Raw genomic sequence first — 12255 nt, forward strand, 5'->3', positions numbered from 1 at the left:
CCCGTCCCCCACCACACCGCATAGCGTGAGGTCGTGTCCTACTTCGACGCCGCATCCTCCGCCCCCCTCCACCCCGTCGCCCGCCAGGCCCTGCAGGCCTCCCTGGACGAGGGCTGGGCGGACCCGGCCCGCCTCTACCGCGAGGGCAGGCGCGCCCGGCTCCTCCTGGACGCCGCCCGCGAGGCCGCCGCCGAGGCGATCGGCTGCCGCCCGGACGAGCTGGTGTTCACGACCTCCGGCACACGGGCGGTCCACACAGGAATGGAGGGCACGCTCGCGGGACGCCACCGCGTCGGACGCCACCTGATCGTGTCCGCGGTCGAACATTCTTCGGTGCTCCATTCGGCCGAGACACACCGGACCCGGGGCGGCACGGTGTCCGAAGTGCCCGTTCTGCGCACGGGCGCGGTCTCCCCCGACGCGTACGCCGAGGCCCTGCGCCCCGACACCGCGCTCGCCTGTCTCCAGTCCGCCAACCACGAGGTGGGTACGGAGCAGCCGGTGGCCGCCGTCGCCGAGGCGTGCCGCGCGGCAGGCGTACCGCTGCTGGTGGACGCGGCCCAGTCGCTGGCCTGGGGCCGGGTCGAGGGCGGCTGGTCACTGCTGACGGGCAGCGCCCACAAGTGGGGCGGCCCCGCGGGCGTCGGGCTGCTCGTCGTGCGCAAGGGGGTCCGGTACGCCCCTCAAGGCCCGGCCGACGAACGGGAGTCGGGGCGCGCTCCCGGCTTCGAGAACATCCCCGGGATCGTCGCCGCCGCGGCCTCACTGCGGGCCGTACGCGCGGAGGCTGCCGCCGAGTCGGCGCGGCTGCGGGAGCTGACGGACCGGATCCGCGCGCGGGTGCCGGAACTGGTCCCGGACGTCGAGGTGGTGGGCGACCCGGTGCGCCGGCTCCCCCATCTCCTCACCTTCTCCTGTCTCTATGTCGACGGAGAGACACTGCTGCACGAGCTGGACCGCGAGGGGTTCTCGGTTTCGTCCGGATCGTCCTGTACGAGCAGCACGCTGACGCCGAGCCATGTCCTGAAGGCCATGGGCGTACTGAGCGAGGGCAACGTCCGGGTGTCCCTCCCCCTCGGCACCCCGGCGGAGGACGTGGACCGCTTCCTGGACGTCCTGCCCCGCACGGTCGCGGCGGTCCGCGAGAAGCTGGGGGCCCCCGCGGGCGCCCCCGCGGTGACCGTCGTCCAGGACGGCTCCCTCGTCTCCCTCGTCGTGGACACCCTCGGCAAGCGCTGCCCGATCCCGGTGATCGAACTCGCCAAGGTGATCACCGACGTCCCCATCGGCGGCACGGTCCGCGTCCTCTCCGACGACGAGGCGGCCCGCCTGGACATCCCGGCCTGGTGCGAGATGCGAAACCAGGAGTACGTGGGAGAGGAACCGACCGAGGGCGGAACGGCATACGTGGTCCGCCGCAAGGCGCCGTAGCCGCCTCAGGCGCGCGGGGCCGCAGCCATGTGCGGCTCCCGCGCACCGGCGGACACCGGCACTAGGCCAGGTGCCCTTGGACCTCCGCCGCGGCGTCATGGCCGTACGCCTTCGTGAACCGGTCCAGGAAGTGCGACCGCCGCAACTGGTACTCCTGCGTGCCCTTGGTCTCGATGACGAGCGTCGCGAGCATGCACCCGACCTGCGCGGCCCGCTCGTGCGAGACCCCCCAGGCCAGCCCCGACAGGAAGCCCGCACGGAAGGCGTCGCCGACCCCCGTCGGGTCGACCTTCGCCGTCTCCTCCGGGACACCGACCTCGACCGGGTCCCCACCGACGCTCTCGATCCGCACGCCGCGCGCCCCGAGGGTCGTCACCCGGTGGCCGACCTTGGAGAGGATCTCCGCGTCGCTCCAGCCGGTCTTGGACTCGATGAGCCCCTTCTCGTACTCGTTCGAGAAGAGGTACGTCGCGCCGTCGAGCAGCAGCCGGATCTCGTCGCCGTTCATGCGCGCGATCTGCTGGGAGAAGTCGGCGGCGAAGGGGATCGAGCGGGTCCGGCACTCCTCGGTGTGCCGGAGCATGCCCTCGGGATCGTCCGCGCCGATCAGGACCAGGTCGAGTCCGCCCACCCGGTCGGCGACGGCCTTGAGCTCGATGAGGCGGGCCTCGCTCATGGCGCCGGTGTAGAAGGAGCCGATCTGGTTGTGGTCGGCGTCCGTGGTGCAGACGAAGCGCGCGGTGTGCAGCACCTCGGAGATCCGTACGGACGCGGTGTCGACGCCGTGCCGGTCCAGCCAGGCGCGGTACTCGTCGAAGTCGGAGCCCGCCGCCCCGACCAGGATCGGCGAGGTGCCGAGCTGGCCCATGCCGAAGGCGATGTTCGCGCCCACGCCGCCCCGGCGTACGTCGAGATTGTCGACCAGGAAGGAGAGGGAGACCGTGTGCAGCTGATCCGCGACCAGCTGGTCGGCGAAGCGGCCGGGGAAGGTCATGAGGTGGTCTGTGGCGATGGAGCCCGAGACTGCGATACGCACGGCTAGGACACGCTCCTGCGAGGAGGGAGATTGACATCTAACGCTATCGGGTCCGCCCCGCGGCTTCGAAGCAGGCAAAACTACCCAATAGTAGGGCTTTTTTCGTAGGGCATGCGGTGCTTACGGTTCCGCTATGACGAACCTCAAGATCCATGGCGACGTTCCGCTCGATCTCGACGGCGGTCTGGCCGAGCTGCGGGGTGACTGCGCGCGCATGGTTCCGCACTGGTCGGCTCCCGCCAGGGTCACGGCGCTTCCGGTGTCTCCGTCGCTGATTCATGGCGTGACGGTGCCGTCGGCTTCCGCGCGGATGTTGGATGCGATGTCTGATTACGGTGACTGATCGCTCCGCCGGACCTTGAACGCTCCGCGGCGAGGGCCTGATGGAAGGTGCGGGCCGGCCGTAGCTGGGCGCGCAGTTCCCCGCGCCCCTAAAAGACGTAGGGCGCCGCGCCTAAAAAGGTGAGCGGCGCCAATTAGGGAACCGTGCGCTCCCCCGTCGCGTCCCATCGCTGTCCCCCGTAAAGGGGAGGCAGGATACGACCCTGCTGTGTCCTGACCCGGTCAGGGGCGGGTCTCATGGGACAGCGGTGCGGCAGAAGGAGCGATGCGGTGGACAGCGAGCGACCCGACAACGACGCGGCGAAGGCCGCCGACGAGGACAAGCCACGCAGGCGGCATTCGCCGGTGGTCGTCGCCTCGGTCGCGGCCGCCGTGCTGCTCGCCGGGGGCGGCGGAGCGTACTTCGCCACGACCGCGTCCAGCGGCGGTGGAAGCAAGGACAGCTCCGGTACGCCCGGCGACGACGGCACCCCGCCGCCGCTCGCCCTGGACGGCTACACCGAGGGCGGCGCGAAGGGCACCGACGGCACGAACGGCATCGCGCCCGGCGAGCCCGACCCGAACGGCCCGACCTACCGCGCCGAGGGCGAACTCCCCGACGGCCCCTCCTCCGCGGCCGTCCACCGTGCGAAGGGCGAGGTCACCGCGGCCGAGGTGGCGAAGCTGGCCAAGGCCCTGGGCGTGGAGGGCACTCCGAAGGCGGAGGGCGACGCCTGGCTGGTCGGCGCCACGAAGGACGGTTCAGGGCCGGGCCTGCGGGTGAACAAGAAGGCACCCGGCACCTGGACGTTCAACCGCTTCGTGCCCCGCACCGACAACTGCAAGAGCACCACCGTGTGCGCGAGCGGGACGACCAAGGGCACCGGGACCGACGCCAAGGGTGCCGAGACCGACCCGGTGAGCGTGGCCGCAGCGAAGAAGGCAGCCGCGCCCGTCCTCAAGGCGGCCGGCCAGGACGACGCGAAGCTCGACGCGAGCCAGCTCATGGACGCCGTACGCGTGGTGAACGCGGACCCGAAGGTGGGCGGCCTGCCGACGTACGGCTGGTCGACCGGCCTCCAGATCGGCCCGGACGGCCAGGTCGTCGGCGGCAGCGGCCAGTTGAAGACCCCGGTGAAGAGCGACACGTACCCCGTCATCAGTGCCGAGAAGACGCTCGCCCTGCTGAACGGGTCCGGGACGGGCGGCGGGCGCGTGGGGATCGGCGGGTGCGCGAGTCCCGTACCGCTGAAGGACAAGGACGAGAAGCCCTGCGAGACGTCGACGGTGGCGCCGAAGCCCGAGACGGTCGTCGTCGAGGACGCCGTGTTCGGTCTGGCCACGCACTTCGTGGACGGGCGGCAGGCGCTGGTGCCGTCCTGGCTCTTCGAGGTACGGCCCTCGGGGGCGGGCGCCGCCTTCACGGTCACGCATCCCGCGATCGACCCGCGGTATCTGACCGCTCCGAAGCCTCCGGGCGGCACCCCGAGCGACGACCCGACGGCGGCTCCGAGCCCGCGGACGAGCGAGCCGGGCGGTGGGACGACGGGGGCGCCGAAGACCGAGACCCGGGATGTCCGTGTCGAGGGCTACAGCGCGGACGGCAAGGAACTGACCGTGCGCTTCACGGGCGGGGTGTGCAGTGACTACAAGGCCTCGGCGCAGGAGTCCGGCGGCAAGGTGACGGTCCGGGTGACCGAGACGCTGAAGACGGACCAGGTCTGCATCCTGATCGCCAAGACCTTCCACGAGAAGGTCGAGCTCAAGGAGTCACTCGGGGAGCGGAAGGTCGTCGACTCGGACGGCAAGGCCCTGCCGCTGGAGAAGGACCTGCCGAACCCGACCGGGGCAAGGTAGCCGGGCGGGCACACCGGTACGCGAAAGGCGGCGCCCTGTTGGAGGGGGCGCCGCCTTTCGGTGTCGTGCGGTTCGTCCCGGACGACGGACCCGGCCGTCATCCGTCAAACGCAAGCAGCAGGCTTAGCTGAAGGAGTCGCCGCAGGCGCAGGAACCCGTCGCGTTCGGGTTGTCGATCGTGAAGCCCTGCTTCTCGATGGTGTCCACGAAGTCGATGGAGGCGCCGCCCAGGTACGGAGCGCTCATGCGGTCGGTGACGACCTTCACGCTGCCGAACTCCTTGACGACATCGCCGTCGAGGGAGCGCTCGTCGAAGAAGAGCTGGTACCGCAGGCCGGAGCAGCCGCCGGGCTGAACGGCGACACGCAGCGCCAGGTCGTCGCGGCCTTCCTGCTCCAGCAGGCCCTGGACCTTGGCCGCGGCGGCGTCCGACAGGAGGATGCCGTCGCTCACGGTGGTGGTCTCGTCCGATACGGACATCTGCTTCTCTCCCGGGTTGTACGGAGACTGCTTGCCGACGGTTGCAACCGGCGGGGCCGCGGATTCATTCCGCGCCGAGCTTGTGTCTTTGGCTTCTCTCTTCATGCTCGCACACCCACCCGGAAGCGGAAAACGGCCTGTGGACAACCACCGCACCGACCTCACCGGTCACGCCGCGACCACCCCACCCACCACCCCGCCTATCACCCCGCGGGATTCACGTCACATGGACACTATGGGCGTCGTCAAAGTGACGTGAAGCGGTTATGATAGATAACGTCATTTCGACGAAAAGGCTTGTTCTGCTTGATCGTTCCAGCCGGTCGATCCAAGCGGGCCGCAGAACAGAAAGGGTGCGTGTCGTGACCACCGCCCAGACCCAGGAGCTCGACGTACAGCCGACGCCCCTCGCCCTGCTGCTCCTCGGCCGTGAGGCCGACCCGAGGAGCGAGCGCGGCGTCGAATGTCCCGGTGACCTGCCCTCGCCGTCCGACCCGGACCTGGTCGAGCGCGCCCGCGCGGCCAAGGAGAAGCTCGGGAGCAAGGTCTTCGTCCTCGGCCACCACTACCAGCGCGACGAGGTCATCCAGTTCGCGGACGTCACGGGGGACTCCTTCAAGCTGGCCCGGGACGCCGCCGCGCGCCCCGAGGCCGAGTACATCGTGTTCTGCGGTGTGCACTTCATGGCCGAGTCGGCGGACATCCTGACCTCCGACGACCAGAAGGTCGTCCTGCCCGACCTGGCCGCCGGCTGCTCGATGGCCGACATGGCCACCGCCGAGCAGGTCGCCGAGTGCTGGGACGTACTGACCGACGCCGGGATAGCCGAGCAGGTCGTGCCCGTCTCGTACATGAACTCCTCCGCGGACATCAAGGCGTTCACCGGCAAGCACGGCGGCACGATCTGCACTTCCTCCAACGCCCAGCGCGCCCTGGAGTGGGCCTTCGAGCAGGGCGAGAAGGTGCTCTTCCTGCCCGACCAGCACCTGGGGCGCAACACGGCCGTCCGCGACATGGGGATGACGCTGGAGGACTGCGTCCTCTACAACCCGCACAAGCCGAACGGCGGGCTCACGGCCGAGCAGCTCCGCGACGCCAAGATGATCCTGTGGCGGGGCCACTGCTCGGTGCACGGCCGTTTCTCGGTCGACTCGGTCAACGACGTACGCGCCCGGATCCCCGGTGTGAACGTCCTGGTGCACCCCGAGTGCAAGCACGAGGTCGTCGAGGCGGCCGACTACGTGGGTTCCACGGAGTACATCATCAAGGCCCTGGAGGCGGCTCCGGCCGGTTCCAAGTGGGCGATCGGCACGGAGCTGAACCTCGTACGGCGGCTGGCGAACCGTTTCGCGAGCGAGGACAAGGAGGTCGTGTTCCTCGACAAGACGGTCTGCTTCTGCTCGACCATGAACCGCATCGACCTCCCCCACCTGGTCTGGACCCTGGAGTCCCTGGCCGAGGGCAACCTCGTCAACCGCATCGAGGTCGACCGGGAGACCGAGCAGTTCGCCAAGCTGGCGCTTGAACGGATGCTGGCGCTGCCGTAGAGCCAAAAGATTGCGCAGTTCCCCGCGCCCCTTTTCAGGGGCGCGGGGAACTGCGCAATCGGTGACCTACACCCCCACTGCCTCCCGCTCTGTGGCAGCCTCCCGCTTCGCCGCCTTCTTCTTCGCGCGGCGCTCCTTGCGGAGTTCGACCATCGCGTAGAGCGTCGGCACCAGGAGCAGCGTCAGCAGCGTCGAGGTGATCAGACCGCCGATCACCACCACCGCCAGCGGCTGGGCGATGAAGCCGCCCTCGCCGGTGATGCCGAGCGCCATGGGCAGCAGGGCGAAGATGGTCGCCAGGGCCGTCATGAGGATCGGGCGGAGCCGGTGCCGGCCGCCTTCCACCACGGCCTCGACAACCCCGTAGCCCTGCTTGCGGTACTGGTTGATCAGGTCGATCAGCACGATCGCGTTGGTCACGACGATGCCGATGAGCATCAGCATGCCGATCATCGACGGCACACCCATCGGCGTACCGGTGATGACCAGCAGACCGATCGCGCCCGTCGCCGCGAACGGGATCGAGACGAGCAGGATCAGCGGCTGGATCAGCGACCGGAAGGTCGCGACCAGCAGCATGAAGACGATCGCGATCGCCGCGAGCATCGCGAGGCCGAGGGACGCGAACGCGTCGTCCTGGTCCTCGGACACACCGCCGATGGCGGCCGTGGCACCGGCCGGCAGCTTCAGCTTGTCGAGCTTGGCCGTGAGGTCGGCGCTGACCGCGCCCGTGTTGTCGCCGGTCGGCTTCGCCGAGATGGTGGCGGCGCGCTGACCGTCGATACGGGTCATCGAGACCGGCCCGTCGACCAGCTTCACCGTCGCGATGTCACCGAGCTTCACGGCCCCGAGGCTGAGGCTCCTCAGCTCGGACAGCGTCTCGGCCGGCTTCGCCGACTTGATGACGACGTCGCGCTCGGTGTCGTCAAGGATCGCCTTGCCGCTGGTGGTGCCGCGCACCGCCTGGGCGACGGCCGCGCCGAGGGTCGTGTCGTTGAACCCGGCCGCGGCGGCCTTGTCGTTGGCCTTGACCGAGATCCGCGGCACGGACTGGGCCAGGTCGCTGGTGACGTCGGTGACGTCGTCGAGCCCGGCGACCGCGTCGCGGACCTCCTCGGCGGCCTCGCGCAGTACGGCGGCGTCGGCCGACTTCACCACGACGCTCAGGTCCTGGCTGCCGAAGCCGTCTCCGGCCGCGACCGTCGTCGTACCGATCCCGGAGAGCTTGCCGAGGCCCTCCTCGATACCGTCCTGGACGTCGTCGAAGGAGGCCGAGTCGGCGACCTTGACGGTGTAGGAGGCCTGGTTGGTGTCCGTGCCCCCGCCGAACGCGGCCATGAAGCCGGAGGAGCCGACCGTGACCTGGTAGTCCTCGACGCCCTTGACGCCGTCGAGCATCTTCTCGACCTTCTTGGCCTCGGCGTCGGTCGCCGCCAGGCTGGTGCCGGGCTTCAACTCCTGCTTGACCGTGATGACTTCCTGCTCGCCCTGGTCGAAGAAGTTCGTCTTCAGCAGAGGTGTCATGCCGAACGTACCGACGAGGACCACCACGGCGATCGCCACGCTGGTGAGGCGGCGGCGGGTGGCGAAGCGCAGCACGGGCACGTAGAGGCGCTGGAGGCGGCTGCGTGCCTCCTTCTCCTCGGCCTTGCGGCGCGCCTCCTCCGGGTCGATGCCGCGCACGTCCTTGGGGGCGCGCAGGAACCAGTACGAGAGCACCGGTACGACCGTCAGCGAGACGATCAGCGAGGCCAGCAGGGCCGCGGTGACGGTGAGGGAGAACGAGCCGAAGAGCTCGCCGACCATGCCGCCGGTCAGACCGATGGGCAGGAACACCGCGACCGTGGTGAGCGTCGAGGAGGTGACGGCGCCCGCGACCTCGCGTACGGCCTTGAGGATCGCCTCCTGGCGCTCCTCGCCGTAGCCGAGGTGCCGCTTGATGTTCTCGAGGACCACGATCGAGTCGTCGACGACCCGGCCGATGGCGATGGTCAGGGCGCCCAGCGTGAGGATGTTGAGCGACTCGCTGCGGGTCCACAGCACGATCAGCGCGAGGACGACCGACAGCGGGATGGAGACCGCGGTGACCAGCGTCGAGCGGATCGACGCCAGGAAGACCAGGATGACCAGGACCGCGAAGAGCAGCCCGAGGGCGCCCTCGGTGGTCAGGCCCTTGATGGACTTGGAGACGGCCGGGCCCTGGTCGCTGACGACGGTCAGCGTCGCGCCGGAACCGAGGTCCTTGCGCAGGCCGGACAGCTTGTCCTGGACCGCGTCGGAGACCGCGACCGCACTGCCGTCGTGGTCCATCGTGACGGAGACCGCGAGGCTGGGCTTGCCGTCGGTGCGGGTGATGGAGTCCGCCCTGGCGGGCTCCTCCTCGACGGTGGCGATGGCACCGAGGCGTACGGGCTTCTTGCCGCCCTCGCCGGTGACCATCAGGTCCTGGATCTGCTTGAGCGAGGTGAATCCGCCGCCGACCTGGACCGTACGGTTGCTGCCGTCCTCGTCGAAGGAACCGGCCGGGAGGGTCGCGCCGCCCGCCTGGAGCGCCTGGCCGAGCGCGGCCGTGTTCAGCCCCGCCTTCGCCAGCTTCGCGTCGTCGGGCGTGACCGAGACCTGAAGGTCCTGTACGCCGTCGACGGTGACCTGGCCGACGCCGTCGATGTCCTTCAGCGCGGGCACGACCGTGCGGTCCAGCTGGTCCGAGAGGGCCTGCTGGTCCTTGTCGGAGGTGACCGCGAGGACCACCGTCGGGATGTCGTCGGTGGAACCGGCGACGACCTGCGGGTCCACGTCGTCCGGGAGCTGCACACGGGCGCGGTTCACGGCCTGCTGGACGTCGGCGACGATCCGGGCGGAGTCGTTGCCGTAGTCGAAGGACGCCATGATCAGGGCGTTGCCCTCGCTGGCCGTGGAGGTGACGCCGGAGATCCCGTCGACCGCTTCGAGGTTGTCCTCGATGGGCTCGACGACCTGCTTCTCGACCACGTCGGGGGACGCGCCCTGGTACGGCGCGATCACCGACACCATGGGCAGTTCGATGGTGGGCAGCAGCTGCTGCTTGAGCTGCGGGATGGCTATCGCCCCGAAGGCCAGGGCGATGATCGACATGAGCCCGATGAGGGCCCGTTGGGCGAGGCTGAAGCGGGACAGCCAGGACATGGGTGACGGGTCTCTCTTCTGTGGCTTGAGTCTCTGGAGCGGCAGAATGGGCTCATGTGAGCGTCCGCCTATCACTCTGAGCCATGGGTGAGGCCCTACCCTCGCCCCCAAGTCCCGTTTCCTTATGCCGCGCATACCGCGACCGCAGTATGTGCGGGTGGAGCTCACTCCACCCTTGGGCGTACCAGTCCGGACTCGTACGCGATGACCACCAGCTGTGCCCGGTCGCGGGCTCCCAGCTTGGCCATGGCCCGGTTGACGTGCGTCTTCACCGTGAGCGGGCTGACCGTGAGGCGCTCGGCGATCTCGTCGTTGGAGTGCCCGCCGGCGACCTGGACGAGGACCTCGCGCTCGCGGACGGTCAGCGCTTCGAGGCGTTCGGCGCGGCCGGGGTCCCGATCGTCGTCATCGCCGGCGCCCTGGGCGAGGAACTTGGCGATCAGTCCCTTGGTGGCTGCCGGTGACAGCAGCGCCTCGCCGCCGGCCGCGATCCGGATCGCGTTGAGCAGTTCGTCGGGCTCGGATCCCTTGCCGAGGAACCCGGAGGCTCCGGCGCGCAGCGACTGCACCACGTACTCGTCGACCTCGAAGGTCGTCAGCATGACGACGCGTACGTGGGCGAGGCCCGGGTCGGCGCTGATGAGCCGGGTCGCGGCGAGACCGTCGGTGCCGGGCATGCGGATGTCCATGAGCACGACGTCGGCCCGTTCCTCGCGTGCCAGCCGCACGGCCTCCGCCCCGTCCGAGGCCTCTCCCACGACCTCCATGTCGGGCTCGGAGTCGACCAGCACACGGAACGCGCTGCGCAGCAGTGCCTGGTCGTCGGCGAGCAGGACGCGGATGGTCATGCGGGGTCCCCCGTGGGTGCCGTGGTCGGTGCCGCCGGTCTGGCCGCCGGTGCGGGTGCCGCCGCGGGGGCCACCGCGCTGGACGCGGTGCTTCCGGTGCGGCTCTTGACCGGCAGGATCGCATGGACCCGGAAGCCGCCTCCGTATCGGGGTCCGGCGGTGCAGACGCCGTTCAGCGCGGTGACCCGCTCGCGCATGCCGAGCAGTCCGTGGCCGCTGTTCTCCTCAAGCCGGGCCTCCGCGTCGTCGCCCGGCCCGTTGTCGAGGACGGTGATCTCCACGTTCGGCCCCACCCGTACGACGCTGACCTCGGCCTTCGCCTCGGGGCCCGCGTGCTTCTGCACATTGGTGAGGGCCTCCTGGATAACGCGGTACGCGGCCAGGTCGACGGCGGCCGGGAGGGTGGTGCCGTGGTCGGTGCGGGCCACCTCCACGGGCAGGCCCGCGTTGCGGAAGGTTCCGACGAGCTCTTCGAGGCGGTGCAGGCCCGGGGCCGGTTCGGTGGGGGCCTCGGGGTCGCCGGACTGTCTCAGCAGGCCGACCGTGGCGCGGAGTTCGTTGAGCGCGGAGCGGCTGGCCTCGCGGACGTGGGCGAGGGCTTCCTTGGCCTGGTCGGGACGCTTGTCCATGACGTGCGCGGCCACTCCGGCCTGCACGTTGACGAGGGCGATGTGGTGGGCGACGACGTCGTGCAGGTCGCGGGCGATCCGCAGGCGTTCCTCGGCGACGCGGCGTCTCGCCTCCTCCTCGCGGGTGCGTTCGGCACGCTCGGCGCGCTCTCTTATGGCGTGTACGAAGGCTCGGCGGCTGCGGACCGCGTCGCCCGCGGCTGCGGCCATGCCGGTCCAGGCGAAGATGCCGAGGTTCTCCTGCGCGTACCAGGGCAGGGGGCCTGCGAGCATGGCGATGCCGGTCAGGACCGTCATCGTGAGGAGGCCCACGCGCCAGGTGGTGGGGCGGTCGGTCGCCGACGCCACCGTGTAGAGGGCGACGACGGCGGACATCACCACGGGGGCCCTGGGGTCGCCCGTCACGAACTCCACGACCGACAGGGCGCTCGTCGCGGCGAGGACCCTCAGGGGGTGGCCACGGCGGAAGACCAGGGCGGTCGCGGCGAGCAGCATCAGGGTGAGGCTGAGGATGTCCGGGGTGCGGGCGCCCCAGTCCGGGCCGCCGTGTCGTCCGTTCGGCTCCGCGAACGAGCCGACGACCATGCAGGCGAGGACTGCTGCCGCGAGGGCGCCGTCCACCACCAGCGGGTATGCCCGCAGGCGGGTTCGGGCGCGCTCCAGTGTGCTCACGATTGTTTACGGTACGGGGCCCCTGCGGGGGGCGGAACTGGTGCCACCTGGAATCGGGGCGGGGCCGACGTTTTTCGCCCCCGCCGCCCCTACCCATTCCCATCCCGTACTCAGGGGCTTCGCCCCCGAACCCCCAAAAGATTGCGCAGTTTCCCGCGCCCCTAGGTCTTTAGGGGCGCGGGAAACTGCGCAGCCCAGCCACGACACACCCGCACGCATCCCACCCCGCAAGCCCTCATCGCCCAGCCCGTCCGGCGCTTGAGGACGAG

At 70.2% G+C, this 12255-nt stretch carries 9 protein-coding genes; 4 read left to right on the forward strand and 5 right to left on the reverse strand.

Annotation, left to right across the window (positions count from 1 at the left end; genetic code table 11):
* The first annotated feature begins 33 nt into the window (after positions 1 to 33).
* On the forward strand, positions 34 to 1431 hold the full coding sequence (locus AOK17_RS38155; RefSeq protein WP_055617199.1) for a cysteine desulfurase/sulfurtransferase TusA family protein: 1398 nt from the start codon (positions 34 to 36) through the stop codon (positions 1429 to 1431).
* Between the two features lie 61 nt (positions 1432 to 1492).
* Here the strand turns inward: AOK17_RS38155 and AOK17_RS38160 are convergent, their stop codons facing one another.
* Positions 1493 to 2467 (reverse strand): carbohydrate kinase family protein, encoded by a 975-nt coding sequence (locus AOK17_RS38160; RefSeq protein ID WP_055617200.1) that lies wholly within the window; start codon positions 2465 to 2467, stop codon positions 1493 to 1495.
* 133 nt (positions 2468 to 2600) lie between these two features.
* On the opposite strand from AOK17_RS38160, the gene AOK17_RS38165 reads away from it, so the two are divergent.
* Both AOK17_RS38165 and AOK17_RS38170 read left to right on the forward strand, forming a co-directional pair.
* Entirely contained in the window at positions 2601 to 2810 is a 210-nt protein-coding gene (locus AOK17_RS38165) for a hypothetical protein (RefSeq protein WP_055617201.1), read from the forward strand.
* A 269-nt stretch (positions 2811 to 3079) separates the two neighbouring features.
* Positions 3080 to 4645, forward strand: a complete 1566-nt coding sequence (locus AOK17_RS38170) for a hypothetical protein (protein ID WP_055617202.1) — start codon at positions 3080 to 3082, stop codon at positions 4643 to 4645.
* A gap of 123 nt (positions 4646 to 4768) precedes the next feature.
* On the opposite strand, the gene AOK17_RS38175 is transcribed toward AOK17_RS38170, so the two are convergent.
* Positions 4769 to 5125 carry a HesB/IscA family protein gene (locus AOK17_RS38175; protein WP_055617203.1) on the reverse strand — a complete coding sequence of 119 codons (357 nt, stop codon included), beginning with the start codon at positions 5123 to 5125 and terminating at the stop codon, positions 4769 to 4771.
* Positions 5126 to 5478: 353 nt separating this feature from the next.
* Here AOK17_RS38175 and nadA point away from each other — a divergent pair, with 353 nt between their 5' ends.
* On the forward strand, positions 5479 to 6672 hold the full coding sequence (nadA, locus tag AOK17_RS38180; RefSeq protein WP_055617204.1) for a quinolinate synthase NadA: 1194 nt from the start codon (positions 5479 to 5481) through the stop codon (positions 6670 to 6672).
* 66 nt (positions 6673 to 6738) lie between these two features.
* On the opposite strand, the gene AOK17_RS38185 is transcribed toward nadA, so the two are convergent.
* The 3 genes from AOK17_RS38185 to AOK17_RS38195 all read right to left on the reverse strand — a co-directional run bounded on the left by AOK17_RS38185 (position 6739) and on the right by AOK17_RS38195 (position 11986).
* Entirely contained in the window at positions 6739 to 9837 is a 3099-nt protein-coding gene (locus tag AOK17_RS38185; protein WP_055617205.1) for an efflux RND transporter permease subunit, read from the reverse strand.
* 164 nt (positions 9838 to 10001) lie between these two features.
* Positions 10002 to 10685, reverse strand: coding sequence for a response regulator transcription factor (locus AOK17_RS38190; RefSeq protein WP_055617206.1), 684 nt, complete (start codon positions 10683 to 10685; stop codon positions 10002 to 10004).
* Positions 10682 to 11986: a sensor histidine kinase gene (locus AOK17_RS38195; protein ID WP_079053512.1), complete on the reverse strand. Its 1305-nt coding sequence runs from the start codon at positions 11984 to 11986 to the stop codon at positions 10682 to 10684. The genes AOK17_RS38190 and AOK17_RS38195 overlap by 4 nt, the downstream gene beginning before the upstream one ends.
* Between the last annotated feature and the right edge of the window lie 269 nt (positions 11987 to 12255).

The sequence above is a fragment of the Streptomyces phaeochromogenes genome (assembly GCF_001418655.1).
Classification (GTDB): Bacteria; Actinomycetota; Actinomycetes; order Streptomycetales; family Streptomycetaceae; genus Streptomyces; species Streptomyces phaeochromogenes.